Origin of the sequence: Flavobacterium franklandianum (genome assembly GCF_007097365.1) — a bacterium.
Taxonomy (GTDB): Bacteria; Bacteroidota; Bacteroidia; order Flavobacteriales; family Flavobacteriaceae; genus Flavobacterium; species Flavobacterium franklandianum.
The window spans coordinates 388506-411842 of the sequence record NZ_VJZR01000003.1 but is presented as its reverse complement, the minus strand read 5'-3'; the positions used below and the strand labels follow the sequence as shown (position 1 = coordinate 411842).

Sequence of the window (23337 nt, the reverse complement as noted above, 5' to 3'; positions counted from 1 at the left end):
AAAATTGAATAGATTCATCACTTTTTTTATCAAATATAAAGCTTTTTATTAAATTATGGGTAATTGCGGACAATCAAAACAATTATTATTATTTTCAAAAAACAATATAAAAAACCATTAAAATGGATACAAATTCAAACAAAATGAGCCCGATACAATATCGAGCTCATTATTATCAAAATTAATTATAAATTTGTCTAAACTTTTGGGTTCAGTCTAATCATCCAACAGTGGTTTTTTTTTAATTTTACTATTTCTAGCTATTTCCTTTTTTGAAATCAGCTAAAAAAGTAGCCAAACCAATATCAGTAAGCGGGTGTTTTAGCAATCCTTCAATCGCGCTCAAAGGACCTGTAATAACATCCGATCCAACTTTCGCACAATTGATAATGTGCATTACATTACGCACTGATGCAGCCAAAATTTGTGTTTCGTAACCGTAATTATCATAAATCAATCTGATTTCTTCAATCAAAGCCATTCCGTCTGTAGAAATATCATCTAATCTTCCGATGAAAGGAGACACATAAGTTGCTCCTGCTTTTGCCGCCAATAACGCTTGACCTGCAGAAAAAACTAAAGTAACATTAGTTCTTATTCCTTTGCTTGAAAAATATTTACAAGCTTTTACTCCGTCTTTAATCATCGGAATCTTAACTACGATTTGCGGATGCAAAGCGGCTAGTATTTCGCCTTCGGCAACCATTCCTTCAAAATCTGTCGAAATTACTTCGGCACTTACGTCACCATCAACTAGTTCACATATTTTTACATAATGTGCAATAATATTGTCAGCTCCTGTAATACCTTCTTTCGCCATAAGCGATGGATTAGTAGTTACACCGTCTAGAACTCCTAGATCATTAGCTTCCTTGATGTCTTTTAAATTTGCGGTATCAATAAAAAATTTCATTTCTTTTGTGTTTATTTTTGATTATTATTTACTTTCTTCGATGTATTTTAGAATTTCTTTTGAAGCACTTTCAGGATTGAATCCAAATTTTTGATCCAAAACACTTGCTGGTGCCGAATAACCAAAATGGTCTAATCCAATCACTTTTCCGCTATCGCCTATCAATCCTTCTAAGTTTACAGGAAGTCCAGCGGTAAGCCCGAAAACTAATTTCCCTTTAGGAATAACGCTTTCTTGGTATTCCTTTGATTGTTGTTTGAACAACCCTTCTGAGATGATAGAAGCTACATTCACTTTCAAATTATTCTCTTTTTCCAAAATCGCTGCAGCATCCATAAGTGTAGAAACCTCCGAACCGTTGGCAAATAAAGTAATATCTGGATTTGGTGTTGACTTCACTAAATAACCTCCTTTATTAGCTTCTGTTGCCTCTTGATATCTTGAAGCTCCTGTTGCTGGAATGTCTTTAATGTTTTGTCTTGAAAGTATCAAAGCGGTTGGTGTCGTAGTGTTTTTCAAAGCCATATCCCAAGCTACTGAAGTTTCGATAGCATCGGCAGGGCGAAGTGCTAATAAACTTTGGTGACCAGAATGGTTTTTGATTTTTTCCATCAAACGCATTTGTGCTTCTTGCTCAATGGGTTGGTGCGTTGGTCCGTCCTCTCCTACTCTAAATGAATCGTGAGTCAAAACATATTTCACTGGCAATTCTTGAATAGCCGCTAATCTAATAGCTGGTTTCATATAATCTGAGAATACAAAGAAAGTCGCTACAACAGGAACAACTCCTCCGTGAAGGGCGATTCCGTTGGCGATAGCTGTCATTGTTAACTCAGCAACTCCAGCTTGTAAAAAAGCACCTTTGAAATTATTTTTTTGCAAAACAGTAGTTTTTTTCAAGAAACCATCTGTTTTATCACTGTTGGATAAATCCGCCGAAGAAACAATTACGTTTTCTAAGTTTTCTGCCAAATATGCTAATACTGCCGAAGAAGCCTCTCTGGTAGCCACATTTGCTTTTTGAACTACTTGACTCAAATCTAAATCAGGAAGTACTCCTGAAAGGAACATTTCCATTTTTTGTGACAAAGCTGGGTTTGCTTTTTTCCAAGCAGCAACTGTCTCTTTTTTGATTGCAGCATTCGCCACTTTTTTAGCCAATACTTCTGAATAATAGGCTTGAACATCCTCGTAAATATCAAAAGAACTTTCTGGATTGGCTCCTAAGTTGATTAAGGTTTGTTTGAAATCTGCTTTGGTATCACCAATTGGTTTTCCGTGCAATTCGCATTCGCCTTCGTACATATCGCCATTGGCCAAAACGCAACCTTTACCCATAATGGTTTTACCAATAATTAAAGTAGGTCTTTCGGTTTCTGCGTTGGCATCGTCTAATGCTTTTCGGATTTGCTCGTGATTGTGACCATCGATATTGATTACTTTCCATCCCCAAGCTTCATATTTCATCGTTGTGTCTTCTGAAGATACTTCGTCTGTCATGGAAGAAAGTTGCACATCATTCGAGTCATAGAACATAATAAAATTGTTCAGTCCTAAATGTCCAGCAATACGACCAACTCCTTGAGAAATTTCTTCTTGAACTCCTCCATCTGTAATGAAACCGTATATTTTATGTTCAAAAAGACCAGTAAATCTGGCATCTAGGAATTTGGCAGCTATTGCAGCTCCAACTCCCATTGCGTGTCCTTGTCCCAGTGGTCCTGAGGTATTTTCTATTCCTCTCAACACATCAACTTCAGGGTGTCCTGGAGTTATAGAACCCCATTGTCTGAAATTTTGCAAATCTTCTTTTGAATAATTTCCTAATAAACTATATTGTGCATACATCAAAGCCGATAAATGTCCCGCATCCATAAAGAAACGATCTCTGAAAGGCCAATCCATCTCCGTTGGATCAAAATTTAAATATTCTGAGTATAAAATGTGTAAAAAATCTGCGCCTCCCATTGCGCCTCCAGGATGACCTGAATTTGCCTTTTCTACCATTGATATGGCTAATGCTCTAATGTTATCAGCGGATAAATTGTCAATTTTTTTGTTCATGTTGTTTGTATAGTTTATAGTTTAATCTCAGTTTTTTAAGTGTTTATCTGCAAAAATAATTAATAAGTGTGAAATATACATTTACAAATGTAACAAAATTATTAATACAAAAAATAAAAAAACATTCTTTCTATTTTCAAATTAAAAAAGGATTTGAAATGAGTTTCAAAATTTATGCTTAATTCTAAATTTATCAGTCAAACACAAAATATGAGTTGGAAGAATAAATCGGAAACAGGGTGTCAAGTGAAAATTTATAAAAAAATAAAGCCAATTTTTTTGATAAAATTTTTCTTTTTTTTAACGCCACAAAAATAAGCAAATAACTCTTTATAACGAGCAAAAAAAGTATAAAAAATGAGGTTTTTTATTAAAAAATGAAATATCTTATAAATCAAAATCCAGGAAACAGAATGCTGTGTTTTTGATGATTTCGAGACACTTAAAAAATTACATAACGAATAAAAACACTTATTTTACAAGGGATAACAGGAATAATTTTCCGATTTTAAGAAAAAAAATGCCTCTATTAATGTGCAAAATAAAACATAATTTAATGTGTTTTTGAGACTAATAAGAATAATCATTTTTTAAAAAACAATCGGTTGCATAAAACAACCGATTGTTTTTTTATTGAAAATAATTTAAAATCCATTATAAAATAAAAATAAAAAATAATATTTTTACATCTTATACTTATAAGATTATACCATCAACTGGTGCAAAAAGATCAGAATGAACAAAAAATTCAGCTTTCTGCACTTTGTTATACTACTTTTGGAATAGAATAAAAATTATGCCGTTAAAATTCAATCTGAACATCAAAATTATATCCTTAAATAAATGAAACTTACAAAAATTTTTACTTGCATTTTAACGTTTTTCTTGATTGGAATTAGTAATGCTCAGGAAAAGCCAAAGACTAATGATTGGGAAAATCCGGCAATATTTCAAATTAATAGAGAACCCGCCAGAGCAGCTTTTTTGCCTTACGCGGATGAATCGTCGGCAATTGCAGATGATTATACTCGATCGCCTTGGTTTTTGACTTTGGACGGAAAATGGAAATTTAATTGGTCGCCTACCCCTGATGAAAGACCAGAAGACTTTTTTAAAACAGATTTTAATACAATCAATTGGAAGGAAATTTCGGTGCCATCTAACTGGGAGCTACAGGGCTATGGAATTCCTATTTACACTAATGTAACGTATCCATTTGTTAAAAATCCACCATTTATTGACCATACCGATAATCCTGTGGGTTCTTATCTGCGTACTTTTGAACTACCTAAAAACTGGGATGGCCGCCGTGTTTACCTACATTTTGAGGCTGGAACTTCGGCAATGTACATTTGGGTAAATGGCGAAAAAGTAGGCTATAGTGAAAACACAAAAAGTCCAACAGAATTTGATATTACCAATTATGTAAAAGCTGGCAAAAATAAGATTGCTGTCGAAGTGTATCGTTGGAGCGATGGTTCTTACTTGGAAGATCAAGATTTTTGGCGATTGTCGGGTATTGATAGAGCCGTTTATCTTTACAGTACTGAAAATGTTCGGATAGTCGATTTTTTTGCACGTCCAGACCTTGATGCTTCCTATAAAAATGGAAGTTTGTCGGTTGATGTTAAAATCAAAAACCTGAATACCGTTTACAAAAATAACCAAACTGTAGAGGCCAAATTAGTCGATGGTACAGGAAAAGAAATTTTTACAAAAACTTTAAAAATAAGTGTAAAAGCCAATACTGACCAATCCATTACCTTTAACCAAAATGTTGCTGCGCCTAAATTATGGAGTAATGAAACACCTTATTTATATACGTTATTACTCAAACTAAAAGATGAAAACGGAAAGTTCATTGAAACAGTTTCGACCCAAATTGGTTTTAGAAAAGTAGAATTGAAGAACGGACAGTTACTGGTTAACGGTATCCGAATTATGGTGCACGGTGTCAATATTCACGAACATAATCCAAAAACAGGTCATTATCAAGATACAGAAACGATGATGAAAGACATCAAAGTAATGAAGCAATTGAACATCAATGCGGTGCGATGCAGTCATTATCCAAACAATTTGATGTGGGTAAAACTGTGTAACAAATACGGTTTGTTCCTCGTTGATGAAGCCAATATAGAAACCCACGGAATGGGAGCGGAATTACAAGGTGGGTTCGACAAATCAAAACATCCTGCTTATCTTCCAGAATGGGAAGCAGCTCATATGGATCGAATTTATAGCTTGGTGGAGCGAGATAAAAACCAACCATCAGTTATTCTATGGTCTTTGGGAAATGAATGTGGCAATGGTCCCGTTTTTCAAGAAGCTTATAAATGGATAAAAAACCGAGATAATTCGCGTTTGGTACAATTTGAGCAAGCAGGTGAAACCGAAAATACCGATGTGGTTTGTCCGATGTATCCGGGTATTAATTATATGAAAGATTATGCCAAACGCAAGGATGTAAAACGTCCATTTATTATGTGTGAATACTCCCATGCGATGGGAAATAGCAGTGGTAATTTTCAAGAGTATTGGGATATTATTCGCAGTAGTCCCAATATGCAAGGTGGATTCATCTGGGATTGGGTTGATCAGGGATTCGAAATGACCGATGAAGTGGGTCGGAAATATTGGGCTTATGGAGGCGATATGGGAAGTCAAAATTACACAAATGATGAAAATTTCTGTCATAATGGATTGGTTTGGGCTGATCGAACACCTCATCCAGGCGCTTTTGAAGTAAAAAAAGTCTATCAGGATATTTTATTCTCGGCAGTTGATTTGAAAACAGGAATTATTCAAGTAGAAAACGGATTTGGTTATACCAATTTAGATAAATACATTTTTAAATATGAAGTTTTAAAAAATGGGTTGGTTGTTAAATCTGGCACTATTAATTTGAGTCTTGATCCACAATCTAAAAAACAAGTTCAGCTTGAATTACCAAAAATATCTACTGAAAATGGGGTAGAATATTTGCTAAATATTTTTGCTTATACTAAAGAAGGCAACGAAGTATTACCTCAAAATTTTGAAGTAGCCCGAGAACAATTTTCAATTGGAGAAAGCAACTATTTTGCAAAAACTACCGATTCTGGAACAAAACCAACCGTTAATGACACTAAAGATGCCATCACGCTTATTGCAGCAGGCGTAGAAGTGACAATCAGTAAGAGATCGGGTTTAATGCAACAATACAAAAGCAAAGGCGAAAGTTATTTTAATCTGATGCCGGTTCCTAATTTTTGGCGAGCGCCCACAGATAATGATTTTGGAAACCGAATGCACTTGACCAGTAATGTCTGGCGATCCGTGGGAAGATACAATACAAGTCTAACTTCTATTATCGTGAAAGAAGAATCAGGTAGAACGGCTGTTGTGGTAACTCTTTACCTGAAAGATGTCGCATCGACCTATACAATTACTTATACAATGAGTTCTGATGGAAGTTTAACTTTGTTGAATTCATTCAAAGCAGGAGAAAATCCTTTGTCTGAAATGCCCCGTTTTGGAATGTTGTTTAGCCTTAAAAATGACCTAAATAATTTTAGTTATTATGGAAGAGGGCCTTGGGAAAATTATCAAGATAGAAATACATCTTCTCTCAAAGGTATCTATCATAGCAAGGTAGAAGATCAATATGTTCCTTATTCACGTCCACAAGAAAATGGGTATAAAACAGATGTTCGTTGGTTAACACTCACAAATAATCAGGGAAATGGTATTGAAATTGAAGGATTACAGCCCTTAGGAGTAAGCGCTCTAAATAATTATCCCGAAGATTTTGATCCAGGTTTGACCAAAAAATACCGACATACCAATGATATTACACCCCGGAATGAAGTGATTTTATGTGTTGATTTAGCGCAAAGAGGCGTTGGTGGCGACAACAGTTGGGGCGCTCTACCGCACGAACCTTATCTACTGAAAAACAAAGAATATAACTATGGTTTTGTCATTAAACCCAAAAAGAAATAAGAATGTATTATAAGGTTTAATGGTCAAAATAGATATAAAAAAAAGGGTATTGAAGAAAATTTCAATACCCTTTATATTTATTCAAAACTTATCCAATCAACTTCGACTTGTTTATTATTATCTGTTAATTGCACAGACACATTTTGAATACCTGATTCAAACTTTTTAACAGGAACTTTTATATCCTGCCAAGTGGTGCTTACGGGAATTTTGACTTCGGCAATTACAGTACCATTTATTCCATTGGTGCGTATTTGCAAAATGCCTCCAGTAGAAGACAAGGCTTTTACAGTAACCGATTTTAATCGCTTTTTGCCAAAATCGACTGTGTTGTATTCAATCCAAGCATTCGATTGGCTCAAAACTGTTTTCCAACCTTTGAAAGTATCAACTGCATCAACAAAAGCGATTGACGTCCCTTTTTCGCTGATATTGCTGTATCTATCCATCTGAATTTCGTTTACAGCACTAGTTACACCAATTCCTCTTAAAGTTGGAATCACTTTATTAATCGTACCATCCAAATTAAAAGTTAGAAAATCTGCTCGAACAGATCTAGCTTTATCAAATGTTGGAGAATAATCATTGTGATGGTAAAACAAATACCATTGATTTTTGAATTCAATAATCGAATGATGATTTGTCCAGCAACCTGTAGGGGATTCGTCCATAATTGTTCCCATGACTTTAAACGGTCCTAATGGATTATCGCTAATGGCGTACTCTAAACGCTCAATTTTGTTTTCAACATGAGGATAAGTCATATAATAAATCCCGTTTCTTTCAAATACATAAGGCCCTTCTTTCAATCCTTTGGATGGTAAATCTCCTAAAATTTTAACTTCGGAGTCTAGTTCGAGCATGTTTGCTTTTAGCTTTGCACCAAAAATATCCCGAGAAGACCAATACAAATAGGCTTGTCCATCTTTATCAATAAAAACATTGGGATCAATACCTTTCACACCCTTAATAGGATTAGATTCAGGAATAAATGGGCCAGATGGTTTATCGGCTATTGCTACTCCAATGGTAAACCCTTTACCATAAGTAATGGTGTCTTTTGGGGTAGATGGGAAATAAAAATAATATTTTCCATTTCGCTCAATACAGTCGGGAGCCCACATACTGTAACTATCGGGACGAACCCACGGTACTTTATTTTGTTGAACTATCATACCGTGATCTGTCCAATCAATGAGATTATCCGAAGAAAAAACGTGATAATCTTCCATACAAAACCAATCCTTTCGGCCTTTGCCTTCAGTGGATAATATGTCATGCGAAGGATAAACATAAACCCGATCTCCAAACACTCTTGCCGATGGATCGGCAGAATATTGATTCCTTATTATTGGATTTTGAGCAATCCCAATAAAAGAAAAACACATAAAAATTGATAATACTATCCAGCTTATTTTTTGTTTTTTCATTTGTTTTAAATTATTTTAAAATTCTAATTTGATAAAATCGAGGTGTAGGTATTTTGTTTTTAGCCGTAATTTTTAATTGAAAATTCTCTTCTTCTGGTATTTGAATTTTGATTGTTCTGTTTTCTATAGAACTTATTTTTACTTCAATTCCATTGATTGCAATTTCAAAATTTTCGGACTTTATATCGTTCAAAGTGCTGATTTCAATATATTTACCAGCTTTATTTTTATTTTGCAATTGATAAGAAATATAAGAACGTGTGCTACGCCAAAATTTCTCGTCATCATAGCCCGAATTGCTTTGCTCTCCTTTGTATTGATGATCTACCTCTGGCTGTTGTTCGCCACAGTTGATTTTATCTACAGTCTTGGCTTCAAGTGCTAAAAGTGCTATTTCTTGTTGTTTTTGAATTTCTTTTTGGTTTTCGTAATCCTTTTGGGTAAACGTCTGAAAATACATTTGATAACGTGCATCGTGAATCTGATAGAACGGTTGAAGTAGCAATGAATCCATTTTAAAATTCATATTATCAATAGGTTGCAGTTTAGACACATAGTTTTTAGAATCGTCCACTAAGACATACGCCTCATTAATAGGATAGAGTTTTCCTCTTGTTTCGTGTCCCATTCGGCTATCATCAGCAAAAAGTCCTTTTAAATCCGCAGTAGAAGTTTTGGCTGCCAAAACGATTGGACCACGCACAAAAGCTGCCCAATTGGAACCATCTGGAAGATATTCTAATTTGGTTTTTATAGAAAATTGGACAGAGATTTTGTCTCCATTTTTCCAATTTCTATTCAAATTAATATACTGTGAAGGATTTGCTTTAACTAATTCTGCTTTTCCATTAACCAAAATTTGGATATTTTCAGCCCACTTTGGATAACGAATATTAAGAGAAAAAGTCTGATTGTTTGTCAATTTCAATTCTAGTTCCGTCGAATTTTCGTTTGGGAAATTATTTTTCTGTATCAATTGCAGTCCTTTTTCTTTCCAATTGAGTTCCGATGGGATAAAAAGATTTACAAAAACATCCTTTTCAGAATGGCTATAAATCAATTCGCCATATTTTGTATGGTTTTCAATACCAGAACCTACGCAACACCACATACTCGTTTCGGGTTGCGAATATACCCTGTAATGATTTGGGCGGATAGGCGTAAAATATACAAAACCTCCTTTTTCGGGATGTTGACTCGACAAAATATGGTTGTAAAGTGTGCGTTCGTAATAATCTAGATAGCTCACATCATTATTATCCAAGAACAAAGCTTTACTCAAACGTAGCATATTATAGCTATTACAAGTCTCAGGTCCTTGATTGGATTCGAGCATTTCTTTGAAGTTATTGGTTGGATTAAAATGTTCCCGAACGCTGTTTCCTCCAAATGCCACACTACGCGTTTGAGTTACATTTTGCCAAAAATATTCTGATGCCTGTTCCCAATCAGTATTATGTGTTAATGTGGCGATTTTTTCAAACCCAATTACTTTAGGTATTTGTGTATTGGCATGAAGACCTGTCAGTTTATCTTGCTTCTCAAGCAGAGGATTTAAAAGTTTAAGATGTGAAAGTTTTTTAGCAGCATCGAGATATTTCTTGTCTTTTGTAATTATGTATAAATCGGCAAAAGTTTCGTTGATTCCACCGTGTTCCGTATCCAATACGTGTTGAATTTGCTCCGTAGAAAGTGGTTTTATGAGTTCGATAAACCAATCACCTAAACCAATCAAAACTTGCTTGGCTTGTTGATTATCTGTAATTTCATAAGCATCTCGCAACCCCGCAAAAAGTTTATGAATATTATAAATAGGAACCCAAGTATTATTCAACCCGAAAGTGCTTCCATCAATATCCCCTTTGTGGATACGTTCCCAAAATACTTTCCCATTAGGAATGCCTCCAACATAGCCATTGCCGTTTTTTGCTTGACAAAGAGCGAGTTCATTAACCATATAATCCAAACGCATCTTTAGTTCGACATTTCCAGTACTTGCATACATCATGGCTAAGGCGGACAAATAATGTCCACCGATGTGACCATCTAATCCTGAACTTTCCCAGTTGCCATATCGATTGGCTTTCAATGGTAAGCCGGCATCAATCAAATAAGGAGCGAGTAATTTATCAGGATTGAGTTCTAGAATGTATTTCAGGTCAACATTTTGGGCCTTTTTAAACATACCATCCGTTAGCTTTACATCCTGCAATTTAAAAGGTTGCATTTGTGCAAAAGAAGATTCAACACAAATAAGGATTAGTAAGTATTTTAAATTTTTAAATTTCATAAATTTTAGTTCAATTTATAGTCTACTCCAATTAATCAATCTCTTAAATTTTTAGATTTAATATACTCTGCCATTTATTTAATGCCAAAGAATTAGTCTTTGACATTAAACGTATAGCTGTTATTCTTAAAAATTAATTATTCAGGTTGTGCATCATTTGCTGAAGTAGCATACAATCCTAACAAACAACCAGTAAATCCACCTGCTACATCAGTCGATAAAATATCACCAGAAACAGTTCCTCCTACGGTAACAAAATCAACTCCGTTTAGAGAATAACTAAACACATACTCATCTCCGTTGGCTTTTATTTGTAATTGCACTGGTTTCTTGATATCTATTTTTGCGCTTGCTACAATTGTAGAGGTTACTGGATCTCTCCTTACTTTCTGATTTTTTTGTAGTACCACATAATAGTCTTTGTCTTTCATTGTAATTCCAAAAACATAATTTGAACCTTCATTTTGTAAAGCTACAACACCGGCCAAATCTTTGTCTGATTTTGGTTTGTATTCAATAGTAGTAGTCAAAGAAAAACTATTGTGTTGCTGACGATAAAACAAAGTTGATGTAGGTTTGACCTCTTTTATGTTGGTTTCAAACGGATTAATTTGCAATCCTTTTTTTGATGTCGTGATAAATTTTTCACGAGGTCCTCTTAGACCAATCCAACGATTATCCAATTTATTTGAAGTAAAATTATCATTGAACGTAAAATTTCCATTAGGAAAGAATCCTTCTTTACCTGTTTTGTTTTCAGTAACTCCTTTTGGCATTTTCATTTTTGGCTCCAATGGAATCAATCCATTTTCGAAAACTGGAAATTCTCCAGACCAATCTACTGGTAAAATGAAAGTTTCACGACCTGTATTCACTCTGTTTTTTTCGTTAGGCCTAACTGCTAAGAAAATACCGTAATATTTATTTCCAGGTCCTTTTACTAAATCAGCGTGACCAGCCCAATCTACTTTGTTTTTTCTGTCTCTTCCAAAATATTTTTGTGTTAAAATTGGATTGTTTGATGCTGGAATAAACGGTCCTTTTGGGCTATCACTTTTAAAAATAACTTCGGTATGATTACCTCCTGTACCTCCTTCGGCACACATTAAAAAATATTTTCCGTCTTTTTTGTAAAGATGTGGTGCTTCTATCCAAATTGGATTTTTAGCAGGGTCAACACCACCATCAACTATGATTTTATCTGAACCAGGAATTACTTTGTCATTTTCAACATCATATTCCCAAATTTTGATAACTCTATGACCATTGTAACGCTCTTTCCCATTATCAGGAGCATCATTGTGAACGATATATCCTTTGCCATTATCATCAAAGAAAATTGCAGGATCTATTCCGCCAAAACCTAATTTGATTGGATTTCCCCAACCTTTCATCGGGTCTTTTGTTTTTACAATAATATTATTTAAGCCTCCAGAAAATGCTGTTACAATCATATAGAATGTGTCATTATGAGGATTGTAGGTAATCCCTGGCGCATAAACTCCTTGACTAATACCTGTATCATGCGGATTGAATTGGGTGACATCATTTAATACGCCTCCCAAGTCAGTCCAATTTACCAAATCTTTAGAATGAAAGACAGGCACGCCCGGAAACATTGCAAATGAAGAACATACCATATAATAATCATCTCCTTTTCGGGTAATGGCTGGGTCAGGATAACATCCTTGCAAAATAGGCGTATAAAACTCGTCTGATTTTAATGGGTTATCGGTATATACTTTATCATTCCCTTGGTAGGTGAAATTAGAGAATAAAGGAGCATTGTTCTTTTGTTTATTTTGGCTGTTTGCTCCAATAAAGGATAACAAAACTATGCCTAAAAATAATAGTACTTTTGTGTTTTTCATTACGGTAAATTTTAATTGTTTATTTTTCATTTGTTAATTATATTTTCTTTATTTCTAATTTTATTATACTCTTTTTTGTAGTCGATATACATTGAACTTGGTTGCGAAAATTATTTTGAGAATTTCCAATAATCAAAATACAATATATCAGTCTTGGCTTTTCCTTTAAAAACGAAATATACATCGTGAATTCCTGAAACTTTTTTTACATCGATTGTTTGCAATGCCCATCTGTCATTTCCTCCTGTCATTGGCACTTTTACAGTTCCAATTAATTCTCCGTCTTTGCTGTCTAATCGTATTTCCATTGATACATTTCCGTTGTGAGTTGTACCAATTCGTGTCGTGAATTTCGAAGCTCCATCTTTACGGAAATCTACTTCTTTTACTTTGGTGAAAGCGTCATTGTATTTTGCTGTAATAAAATTACCCACCACTTTGTTTTTCATTGATTTCACCCCTTCTGACCAAGCGATGGTTTCTGCCTCAATTTTAACGAAGGGATTTAACGGACTTAAACTCTTTTTGATTCCTTCGGTCATGTTCATTTGCACGATGGAACCATCTTTATTAAATTTAAGTTCTTCCACACATACAGAACGAGTAAAACCTGTACCACCCGGCAATGCGGCATTATGATAGAAAAAATAACTTTTCCCTTTAAAGTCGATAAGCCCAGGATGATTGGTAAAAGAACCCCCCTGTGTAGGCATTACAATCCCTTTATAATCCCAAGGACCTGTTGGCGTTTTACTGGTCGAATAGCCAATGTGCTCCGATATGGGTCCTGCTGCAAATAATAAATAGTACAGATTATTGCGTTTGTATAACCACGGCCCTTCCTCATAAGTGGTAGGTCTTAAATCATTTTTTTCTCCGAGACGTTTGCCAAAAGATTCTACAGTATTAGGAATTTGTTTGATTTCACCCTCATAGGAAATCATATCCTCATTTAGTTTTACATAATAGCACACTGGGTTGCCCCAAAACAAATAAGCCTGACCATCGTCATCTATAAAAACGGTTGGATCTATGTCGGCATTACCATTAGAAATTAAAGGTTTTCCCAATGGGTCTATGAATGGACCATAAGGACTATCAGCAACGGCAACCCCTATGGCTCCTTTTCCTTCTCGAGTTGTATTGGGAACGTACATATAAAATTTTCCTTTTCGTTCTATACATTGCGGAGCCCAAGCATTCATTTTTGCCCACTCAAACTCTTTGTAGGACAATACTGCTCCGTGATCTGTCCAATTGACCATATCTTCTGTGGTGTATAATCGCCAATCGTTCATGGTAAACCAAGTAGAATCATCTTCGTCATGGCTTGTATAAAGAAACACTTTGCCATTATAAACCATTGGTGCTGGATCAGCTGTATAATTGGTTTGTACAATAGGATTTTGTGCTTTTCCTACTGTATAATTTAAAATTGTAATAAGTATTACAAGTGTTTTAAAACTCTTTGTCATTTTTTCTAATTCGTTAATACAAATCCTCCATTAGGCTGAATCGTTATTGATAATTCACCGTTTTTAGAAACTTTTACGCTTGTTGTATAAGTTTCTTTGGTATCCTTATCATTGTACATAGTGATAGTTTGCCCTGCAAGCATTGGCAAGTTGAGTTTAAGTTTTTTAGCTACCTTCTCTGCATTTACTCCTGCTACATACCATTTTTGTTCATGTCTGCGGGCAATTACACTATATTTACCTGGATAACCATCGATGAAAACGGTTTCATCCCAAGTTGTTGGAATTTTTTTCAAGAAGTCTAATTCAAAAGCGGGTACATCTGTAAGGTTATTTGGGGTTAACCCAAACATTTGAATAGGATTTTGGAAAAGTACGCTTGTTGCTAATTGAAAGGCATCAGTAGTCAATCGTAGTTGTCCTTTTGCATTTCCTTTATTTAGATATTTATTCAGTAATACTCCACCAAATTCCATACTGCCTACAGCATTTCGAATGAAAGGATGCAATGCCGCAAAATAGGATTCCTTATCGCGAACATCCTGAGAAAAAATCAGCATTTCGGATGCCAGAACAGCTTCGCTTCCTACGTAATTTGGATACATTTTTTCCCAACCACGAGGTAGAGTTGCTCCGTGAAAAATAATCATCAAACCGTAATCATTAGCGTCTGAAAGTATATCTTCATATAACTTCATCGTTTCTTGTTTGTCACCCCCAAAGAAATCCACTTTAAGTCCTTTGACACCCGCTTCTTTTAGCCATTTCATTTCGTTTTTTCGAGCAATAGCGGTATTCATTTTGTTGAGAGGCGTCATAAAAGCGTCGTTTACAGCACCATTCGAATTGTACCACAAGAACACCTCAACATTTTTTGACTTGGCATACTTGATTAATTCTTTCATTTTTTCGTAGCCAATTCTTTCATCCCACCATGCATCAATTAAGATGTATTCAAAATTCATGGCAGCAGCCAAATCGATATATTTTACTTGATCTTCATAGTTCATACTATTATCTTGCCATACAATCCAGCTCCAAGAACCACGTCCCATTTTATAATCTTGCGAAGGTTTATAAAGTGGTTTTACAACATCAAAAGGAATCGTTGTTTCAACAATTGGTTTGAGTGTTTCCCCTACGGTAATAGTTCTCCAAGGCGTTACACCCGGAAGACTTATTTGTGCTCCTGAACTTCCAAAACCGTTATTTTGTTTAGGATTTGGATATTCTACAGTATATAAACCGTCTTTATACCCACTTAAATGTGATGCTGTATATAAACTGCTCACTCCTGTTTCTGATAATAAAACCCAAGCTTTATTACCCAAATGAAAAAGTCCCGGAAAAACATAACCATCAGAAGATGTGTTTTTATCCAATGGTGCATCGGCTTCATAACCGCTTTCATAGCTAGGAGCTGTACGAGCAAATCCAGTCATTGCACTCATCATTGGAGAAAGAAATGTGGTTGTAGTTGACGGAAATTTATACCCAGTTGTTTCTTCTGTGACTACACAAGCTTTAGTGTCTCCCCAAGCTGGTAATTCATATCGAAAAGCAATATTATTATTACTTACTTGAAACAAAATAGCTGTTTTTTGTTTTTGGGCATTGGTGAACGAACAGTTTAAAGTATTGGCATTATAGCTAACTTTAGATTGTTTTATTTTAGTTTGAGTATATTCCTCTTGGACTTTAGCTACCGATGAATTTTCGAAAATCATATTGGTACTAAAATCCCCTGCATTGGTAATTAATCCTAACGGAGAATCTTCTAATACAATCCCACCTTTATAGATAACAGAATAAACTAGTTTGCCATTTTTGACCAATACGTTTACCACAAGGTTTCCATCAGGACTCGAAACCGACATTGTATTTTGCGAAGAAACTGCTGAAGAAATTATAAAGCAGCATAAAATAATTAATTTTTTCATTGTTTTTATATTTAATGTTTCTATAAGTAAGCCCAAATTAATTAAAGCATTGCCCCAAGTTGACACTATTTTACTTGAATAATAATGGAGCATACATAAACAAATCATGTCTCCAAACCGGCCAACTATGACCTCCTGGATATTCACTGTATTTATATTTAATTCCCATTTGATCAAACTTGCTCATCATTATTTTACAATTTTCAAAAGCAATATCTTCTTTACCTCCCATTGAAATCCAAAATTCTTTAATATTTGAATTAATAGTTGCGGCATTATTTTTCATAAATTCATATTGAGGTTCTGATAATGTTGTGCTATTTGCCCACCAACCAGAGCTGAATACTCCTATACTTGAAAACATATCTGAATTTTTCACACCTGCATACAAAGTCTGTAATCCGCCCATCGACAAACCGGCTAAAGCTCTATTTTTAGCATCGGTTGCTACTTTAAAATTACTTTCTACAAATGGAATTGCTCCCATTTTTAATTCATTTTCAAAAGCTATAAGCGCTCTTTCATCGAAACCTGTAACTCCTGTCATATTTCCGTCAAGCATTGCAATTACCATTGGCTTTGCTTTATTTTGAGCTATTAAATTATCTAAAATTAAATTGGCCTTTCCTTGTGTAGCCCATCCTCTTTGATCCTCGCCACCTCCGTGTAATAGATATAAAACAGGATATTTTTCGGTGGCATTATCGTAACCTGGCGGAGTGTAAACATACATTTCACGCCAAGAATTAGTTGCTTTTGAAAAGTATTTTTTAATTCGAATATCGCCATGCGGAACATTATTTAAAGCATAATAATCACCATCTCTATTTGGAATTTCTATACCACTAGCCATACGCCCCATTCCATAGAAACTTCCGCTTGAGGGATCAGCAACAGCCACACCATCGATAAGCAAGGAATAATAATTGAATCCTTTATTTATAACATCGGTAGTTAGGTTCCAAGTTCCCTCTGCATCTTTTACCATGTCGTATTTTTTACCTAAATCGATTTGCACTTTCACTGCTTCGGGAGCTTTAACTTTAAAAACAACTCGATTATCTGGCAATATTTGAGGATATTTAGCATTACGAATATTAGTTTCTGGTTGGGATCCTAATAGAGTATATGTTGAAAAACTTGATGAATCTACAGGTTTAAACAAAAACTGTGAAAACATATACAAACCATTTTTCCACACTTTAAAATCATGTCCTCCTGGTTCTAAATAATAAATATGCGGAACATCATTTTTATACAAATAGTCGTGTGTGCGCTTGCTGAATGTGATTAATCCATCGGCATCGCCACACGATATCCAAAGGAGTTTTAGTTTTTTCTTTGCTTCTTCTGGATTTGGCACCAATATTTCAGGCGATTTTGTATTCGGTGCAGACGAAAAACCTCCAACCCAAGCAAATTTGTCTAAATTACCCAAACCAAAATTAAGTGATTGTCCGCCTCCCATAGAAAGACCTGCGATTGCTCGGTTTTCTCTATCTTTCAAAACTGGATATTTTTTTTCGATATAGGGGATTAAATCATCCAAAAGATCTCTTTCAAAATTAGCAAATCCTTGAACCTTGTCTGGAGCCATAATGTTTCCGGTAGCGCGGTCATCTTTTATGGCGCGACCGTTTGGCATTACCACTATCATTGGCTTAATTTTTCCCTCGGCAAATAAATTGTCTAATATTATTTGTGGAGTTCCTCCATTTAACCACTCTTTTTCATCACCACCTATTCCGTGCAAAAGATAAAGAACTGGGTATTTCTTGCCTTTTGATAAACCCGGCGTTGTATAAACTAATGCTTTTCTAGTCGTTCCAACCGTTTTTGAAGCATACGAGATTGAGTCTATTTTTCCATGAGCAATTGCAGGTTTTAGTTGGTCGAAACCTTTTGGACCTTCCTTTTCTATTTTTTGGGCAACAACAATGCTATTACACATAAATAGTAATATTGCAGTTGTGATTATTTTTTTCATTTTATTTGTTTTTTTGGTTTTGTTAAAGTTTTCTTATTTGAAAAGATTAGCAGCAAATTGGTTTAAACACCTTTTTCATCTTTTATCATATCATATTTTACACCTCCTAAATCCAATTGAACTTTATTGGCTTGCGGTGCAGAAATACTGGCACGAACACGCCCTTCTGAATTGACTTGTGGATATTGCTTGCCTTGCTGATTGACAGAAGAAGGTTTGAAATCCGCCCTGATTTTTTGTGTTTCCTGACTCCAAATGGACTGAAAACACAAGCATGAAAATAGAATGAATGAACTAAGAAATCGTTTCATACTTATTTATATTTTATTTTTTCACTGATAATTCGTTTGCAGCATTCGCAAGAAAGACAAACCAAGCGCCACCGTCTATAATACACTCATTTTCTCCCCACAAAAAAGGCCAATCATCTTTGTTTTCTAAAAAGTCTGGTTTAAGAAAAATAAGCCCGGGAACAACTCCACCAGCAATAGTTGTAAAGTCCGCTCGATTGCCACCATAAGCTACATTTTTAGAACGATTTCCTACTGCATTTACAAAAGACAAATTAGAATAAGGGTGACATCCAAAAACATAGTTCAATCCCTTATAAACGTATTCTTTATCAACAACATCTGGATAAGATTTATGTATATAATAATTCACTCTTGCCCAATTAATAACCTGAGAACTGCCTCCCCAACCCCCTTTTAATATAGGAACCGCATAAGGATTATCGGAAGTTTCTTTGTCAATAGCAGCTTTATATTTAATGACATAAGTACGCAATTTTGCTTTATAGTTGTCGTCCATATATGGAATAGCAAGCAGGGCTGAATTCATATTTCCTCTTAAATTTTCATCCAATGAATTCCAAATTTTATTCAAAAACCCAGTTTTATATTGATCTTCTTTTGTGGTTATGAACAGCTGTAACATCGCAATCATATCACTCCCTTTAGCAAAATCGGAAAATGGACCATCTTCATCTTTTGCATCTTTTGGACCTTCATTTGCTTCGTTAAATAATTTTTTAGCGAGGGTCAAACATTTAACGGAAAGTTCATCATTATATCCTTTTAAAGCTCTACTTGCACCTGCTAAAGCGGCTGCAGTTCTATAATCAAGAAATGACGTACGATGCGTAAAGGCCCATCGATCATCAGGTGTGCCGCTCGAGACTCTATTGGATTCGTATGTTTTAAGAGATGGATTATATGGCAGATTATCAGTTTCCGTAGACGCATCTCCCAAGTGATGGTATTGATGCAAATTGGGTACAATTATACCTCTTACAGGATGACCAATGTTTTCTACTTGAGCAACAAGATTCAATACTCCGTGCTCAATTTGCTGCAATACATCTGGTTTGCCATCAGGACGATGTATATCTACAAATTGCGTTTTTTGATCTATATAGGTTTCGTCTCTGTTTACTTTAAAGGCTTCCCATGATTCTACAAAACTATCGACTACACTAACATGCGAAAAAGTCTGTATATCAAAATCTCCAGCATCAAACCAACCTCCTACGGACATACCTGGAATACGTTCCAATGGTTTGTATTTAGTTTCCGTTGTAGGTCCTTGTTTATATCCGTCAAAATGTTCGTGATTTAATGGCGCCTGAAGACAATCATCTAAAAATGGTTTGCCATGCCAAGTTCGATACGCTTCATTTACCTCCATATGATCCATTTGAACAGGAAACCAAACATCCATGGTTGGATGCCAAGTTTTTGAATAAATAGAATCCTCAATCTGAAAAGTATTCGTTTTTTGGTCTCCATATTGAATATAGTAAAGCCCTTTTTCGGTCACAGAACTGAAATCAAATTGGGCATAATTATATCTTAAATAATTTCCCCATACCTTAACATCTGCTTTTAGTTTCTCTACAAATTTACCATCTTCACTGAGTTTAAAAATCGAGGCTGAGGGTAACACTTTATCATTTTTGTCAAGTTCAATTACAGACACTTTCTTTTGGCTTGGCAAATAACCCACTTGAGAAAATCCTATTACTGGTTCTCTCGTCCAATTGGGTATAGCATTGGGTTCTACATACCAAGTTAACACATTCCCAGTTTTGTTTGCAGGAAGAAGGCTGCGTGCCACAAACCATCCATTCTGCCCTAGATCTCTTCCATCAAAAAGCATAACTTCCTGATTATCGGACTGAATTTTCACAGTTCGCTCAGGGTTTTCGGGAGCAAAGATTAGATTTTTGCCCGACTCAAGCGGTAATGTTACAATGTATTCTTTTCTACCCCTATCATCAAAAGTATTGTGTTTAGCAAATTGTGAGATTTTTTCAGAGGTAGGTCGCGTTTCAGTATTGCTTGCAGGATATCGAGGAAATGTTCCGGCTTTTCCATCAACTAAATAATTACTTTCAAAATAAGTACTTGGCAAAAACTCCATATTAAATCCTGCCTTTCCTTCTAAAATCTTTGGAATAGGCTTATCTAATACCACATTCAATACAAAACCTTTTCCTCTTGGTGTAACTATTATTTTAGAATCAAAATCGAAATCTTCATATCTCAGTATAACTTCAATTGTGTTGTTAGCCTTGTTTACTTTTCGACTTATCATTTTTGGAATTAAATCCCACTGTTCTGGTGTATTATGAAGTCTAATTGCACCACCAGTAACTGTCCTAACTCCGTGGTGTATAAACTCTATCCCTGCCGTTTTTTCATCAAAAAATATTCCATTATATTCATTATTAAAAACCAAAACATTCAAGCCTTGAGTTTCAAAATATTCTTTTTCATTTAATACTAATTTTTGAGAAAATGAAATGTTTGTTATACAAAACAAACCAGAAAATAGTATTCCTTTTTTCAATAAAGGGCAATCGAAATAGGAAAAAATCGTTAAAATAATATTGAGTCTACGCATAATTTATATTTTATTTATTAAATTAAATAACTAGTTGTGTGATGGTAAATTTATTTGCTTGTACTATTTCTTTTCAACCAAATACCAATCCATCATCAGATACTATTCATCATGTTTAGCCATGAATAGTTACCTTAATCCTTACTCCTTAAATAAAAGAGGTGCAAGTTCTTTAAAGCTGCGACGCCAAGTTAAAAACTCATGAGCAGTATTTTCAGAAACATAAGAAACAGCATTATATCCAGCCTCTTTAAGTGCAATTACAGCATTTTTCACGCCATCAGGACGTTCTTTACTTCCACAACTTAAAAAGATAAGTTTTACCTTCGATTTATCTTTAATATCTTCTGGTTTATAAATTCCACCACTCAAAAGTGCATAATGAGAGAAAATTTCTGGTTTGTTAATGGTTATCGTTTTTGTTTCCATTCCTCCCATTGATAAACCTGCCATCGCGCGATGCGTTTGTTTGGCAATCGTGCGGAAATTAGTGTCAACATAAGGAATTAATTCCTCTGTAAGAACCGTCTGAAATGGTTCAATCTTGAAACTAGCCATACCACCAAATTTAATTTCATTTGTCATTCCGTAAGTCATTACAACGATGAATGGTTTTATTTTACCTTCGGCAATCATATTATCCATAATAAGATTTACCCGCCCTTGATTGCTCCAAGCTGTTTCGTCTTCTCCCCAACCATGTTGCAAATACAAAACGGGATAAGACTTAGATTTATCTTTATGATAATTAGGCGGAGTATAAACATACGCTCTTCGAGAGGTGTTAGTGCTCTTTGAAGGAAAAAGAATTTGCTGTACATTTCCGTGAGGAACATCTTTCAAAGCGTAAAAATCTTGATCATGAGCCGGTATTTCGATACCACTTTCCCAACGAGTAGAACCATAAAAGTTCAATGCACCTGGATCATTAAAAATACCGCCATCTACAGTTACATGATAATAATGGAATCCTTCATCCATTGCGCCTGCAGTGGTTCCCATCCAAAACCCGTTTTCAGCTTTGGCAAGGGTAGTTCCTCCTTTTGCACCACCTAATCCTAGACTCACAACTACTGACTGCGCTTCGGGTGCTGAAATTCTAAATCGTGCATATCCTTGAGAATTAACTTGAGGATATTCTTGTCCCGGTTGATTAACAGAAGAGGGTTTAAAATCTTCGATTATAGCCGTTTGACTGGTTTGTGCAAAAGACAAATAGCTAGACAAAATAAATACCAATACTAAAACAATTGAATACTGTTTCATAATTTTAATTTTTTTTATATTATTTGAAAATAAGTGGTGCAAATGCGTGTAAACTTCTTCTCCAAGTTTGCCATTCATGTGCTGTAAGTGGAGAGATATAAAAATGAGTTTTTATACCAGCTTGATTCAAACTCTCCGTATTTACTTTTGGGTCACCTCTTAGTACATCCCTACGATTATCAAGTTCACGACTACCATAACTCACGAACAAAAGTTTTGTTTTTTCTTTGAAAGCAGGTGCTGTTTTAATATCGTCTAGATTTATACTTCCCCCGCTGAACATCCCCACATAGGCAAAAATAGTAGGATTAGCCAGAGTAATCACACGTGTTTGCATTCCTCCCATTGATAATCCAGCCATAGCACGATGGGATTGATCGGCTAGGGTGCGATAATTAGAATCAACCATTGGAATAATATCTTCCAACAAAGTTTTCGCAAATGCATCTGCCCAACCTTTTGGAGGCCAATTCCCTTTAGCACGATCCGCTTGAGAAACTGGTGCTGATTGAGCTGGAGGTGTCCAAGTTCCGTTATCCATAACAATGATAAATGGAGTTGTTTTTCCTTCGGCAATTAGATTATCCATGATCAAATTGGCGTGTCCTTGACCAGACCAACCTGTTTCATTTTCTCCAGAACCATGTTGTAAATAAAGTACAGGATACCTTTTATTATCTTTATTGTATCCCGGCGGTGTATAAACAAAACAACGACGCATGTTGTTATTGCTTTTAGAAAAATAAATTTGTTCTCTAACTTCTCCGTGAGTTACATTTTTGAGTGCATAAAAATCCTGATCTTTTGCTGGAACTTCGATTCCGCTTCCCCAACGACTTGCGCCATAATAGTACATACTTCCTGGATCAGGTACAGAAGCACCATCGATATTCAATTGATAATAATGAAATCCTTCGTCTTGAGGCGCAGATTCACCAGTCCAAACGCCTTTGTCATCTTTTTTAAGATCATATTTTACAGCTCCTATATCCAACTGCACTTTAAGAGCTTCTGGAGCAGTAATTTGAACACGAACTCGTCCTTCAGAATTTACCTGAGGATATTGCTTTCCTTGTTGTGTTGTTGCCGAAATTTTGAAATCCTCGATTACAGTAGTTGGAGTTTTTTGAGCCAAACTAACTCCTGTTGTTGCCATAAATAATACGGCAATTGCTAAAGATTGATACTTCATTTTCTTGGTTTTTATAGTTAA

At 35.2% G+C, this 23337-nt stretch carries 13 protein-coding genes; 1 reads left to right on the top strand and 12 read right to left on the bottom strand.

All coding sequences use genetic code 11. The annotated features are described in order from the left end of the window. Positions 1 to 256: 256 nt before the first annotated feature. Positions 257 to 913, bottom strand: a complete 657-nt coding sequence (fsa, locus tag FNW17_RS06440) for a fructose-6-phosphate aldolase (RefSeq protein ID WP_143391809.1) — start codon at positions 911 to 913, stop codon at positions 257 to 259. A gap of 24 nt (positions 914 to 937) precedes the next feature. After that, positions 938 to 2977 carry a transketolase family protein gene (locus FNW17_RS06435; RefSeq protein ID WP_144071186.1) on the bottom strand — a complete coding sequence of 680 codons (2040 nt, stop codon included), beginning with the start codon at positions 2975 to 2977 and terminating at the stop codon, positions 938 to 940. Between the two features lie 843 nt (positions 2978 to 3820). On the opposite strand from FNW17_RS06435, the gene FNW17_RS06430 reads away from it, so the two are divergent. Further along, entirely contained in the window at positions 3821 to 6961 is a 3141-nt protein-coding gene (locus FNW17_RS06430; RefSeq protein ID WP_144071185.1) for a glycoside hydrolase family 2 TIM barrel-domain containing protein, read from the top strand. Between the two features lie 77 nt (positions 6962 to 7038). Here FNW17_RS06430 and FNW17_RS06425 read toward each other — a convergent pair whose 3' ends face one another. The 10 genes from FNW17_RS06425 to FNW17_RS06380 form a co-directional block, all read right to left on the bottom strand. After that, positions 7039 to 8391, bottom strand: coding sequence for a family 43 glycosylhydrolase (locus FNW17_RS06425; RefSeq protein ID WP_143389772.1), 1353 nt, complete (start codon positions 8389 to 8391; stop codon positions 7039 to 7041). A gap of 10 nt (positions 8392 to 8401) precedes the next feature. Beyond that, positions 8402 to 10681 carry a glycoside hydrolase family 127 protein gene (locus tag FNW17_RS06420; RefSeq protein WP_218043857.1) on the bottom strand — a complete coding sequence of 760 codons (2280 nt, stop codon included), beginning with the start codon at positions 10679 to 10681 and terminating at the stop codon, positions 8402 to 8404. 137 nt (positions 10682 to 10818) lie between these two features. After that, a complete protein-coding gene (locus FNW17_RS06415; protein ID WP_218043856.1) occupies positions 10819 to 12552 on the bottom strand; it encodes a glycoside hydrolase family 43 protein in 1734 nt (577 codons plus the stop codon). Between the two features lie 110 nt (positions 12553 to 12662). Beyond that, positions 12663 to 14027 carry a glycoside hydrolase family 43 protein gene (locus FNW17_RS06410; protein WP_144071183.1) on the bottom strand — a complete coding sequence of 455 codons (1365 nt, stop codon included), beginning with the start codon at positions 14025 to 14027 and terminating at the stop codon, positions 12663 to 12665. A gap of 5 nt (positions 14028 to 14032) precedes the next feature. Continuing rightward, on the bottom strand, positions 14033 to 15967 hold the full coding sequence (locus FNW17_RS06405; protein WP_144071182.1) for a glycoside hydrolase family 97 protein: 1935 nt from the start codon (positions 15965 to 15967) through the stop codon (positions 14033 to 14035). Between the two features lie 70 nt (positions 15968 to 16037). After that, on the bottom strand, positions 16038 to 17954 hold the full coding sequence (locus FNW17_RS06400) for an alpha/beta hydrolase-fold protein (RefSeq protein ID WP_144071181.1): 1917 nt from the start codon (positions 17952 to 17954) through the stop codon (positions 16038 to 16040). A 62-nt stretch (positions 17955 to 18016) separates the two neighbouring features. Then, the gene (locus FNW17_RS06395) at positions 18017 to 18265 is read right to left on the bottom strand and encodes a hypothetical protein (RefSeq protein WP_218043855.1); all 249 of its coding nucleotides are present in this window, start codon (positions 18263 to 18265) and stop codon (positions 18017 to 18019) included. A gap of 13 nt (positions 18266 to 18278) precedes the next feature. Continuing rightward, positions 18279 to 20858 carry a glycoside hydrolase family 9 protein gene (locus FNW17_RS06390; RefSeq protein ID WP_144071180.1) on the bottom strand — a complete coding sequence of 860 codons (2580 nt, stop codon included), beginning with the start codon at positions 20856 to 20858 and terminating at the stop codon, positions 18279 to 18281. A gap of 141 nt (positions 20859 to 20999) precedes the next feature. Beyond that, on the bottom strand, positions 21000 to 22124 hold the full coding sequence (locus FNW17_RS06385) for an alpha/beta hydrolase-fold protein (protein WP_143389779.1): 1125 nt from the start codon (positions 22122 to 22124) through the stop codon (positions 21000 to 21002). Positions 22125 to 22143: 19 nt separating this feature from the next. Beyond that, complete coding sequence (locus FNW17_RS06380; protein ID WP_144071179.1) at positions 22144 to 23316, bottom strand: alpha/beta hydrolase; 1173 nt, start codon at positions 23314 to 23316, stop codon at positions 22144 to 22146. Positions 23317 to 23337: the final 21 nt, after the last annotated feature.

What these genes read in the sequence shown, in the direction of transcription:
- fsa (WP_143391809.1), bottom strand. Translation starts at nt 913, where the DNA reads ATGAAATTTTTTATTGATACCGCAAATTTAAAAGACATCAAGGAAGCT.
- FNW17_RS06435 (WP_144071186.1), bottom strand. Translation starts at nt 2,977, where the DNA reads ATGAACAAAAAAATTGACAATTTATCCGCTGATAACATTAGAGCATTA.
- FNW17_RS06430 (WP_144071185.1), top strand. Translation starts at nt 3,821, where the DNA reads ATGAAACTTACAAAAATTTTTACTTGCATTTTAACGTTTTTCTTGATT.
- FNW17_RS06425 (WP_143389772.1), bottom strand. Translation starts at nt 8,391, where the DNA reads ATGAAAAAACAAAAAATAAGCTGGATAGTATTATCAATTTTTATGTGT.
- FNW17_RS06420 (WP_218043857.1), bottom strand. Translation starts at nt 10,681, where the DNA reads ATGAAATTTAAAAATTTAAAATACTTACTAATCCTTATTTGTGTTGAA.
- FNW17_RS06415 (WP_218043856.1), bottom strand. Translation starts at nt 12,552, where the DNA reads ATGAAAAACACAAAAGTACTATTATTTTTAGGCATAGTTTTGTTATCC.
- FNW17_RS06410 (WP_144071183.1), bottom strand. Translation starts at nt 14,027, where the DNA reads ATGACAAAGAGTTTTAAAACACTTGTAATACTTATTACAATTTTAAAT.
- FNW17_RS06405 (WP_144071182.1), bottom strand. Translation starts at nt 15,967, where the DNA reads ATGAAAAAATTAATTATTTTATGCTGCTTTATAATTTCTTCAGCAGTT.
- FNW17_RS06400 (WP_144071181.1), bottom strand. Translation starts at nt 17,954, where the DNA reads ATGAAAAAAATAATCACAACTGCAATATTACTATTTATGTGTAATAGC.
- FNW17_RS06395 (WP_218043855.1), bottom strand. Translation starts at nt 18,265, where the DNA reads ATGAAACGATTTCTTAGTTCATTCATTCTATTTTCATGCTTGTGTTTT.
- FNW17_RS06390 (WP_144071180.1), bottom strand. Translation starts at nt 20,858, where the DNA reads ATGCGTAGACTCAATATTATTTTAACGATTTTTTCCTATTTCGATTGC.
- FNW17_RS06385 (WP_143389779.1), bottom strand. Translation starts at nt 22,124, where the DNA reads ATGAAACAGTATTCAATTGTTTTAGTATTGGTATTTATTTTGTCTAGC.
- FNW17_RS06380 (WP_144071179.1), bottom strand. Translation starts at nt 23,316, where the DNA reads ATGAAGTATCAATCTTTAGCAATTGCCGTATTATTTATGGCAACAACA.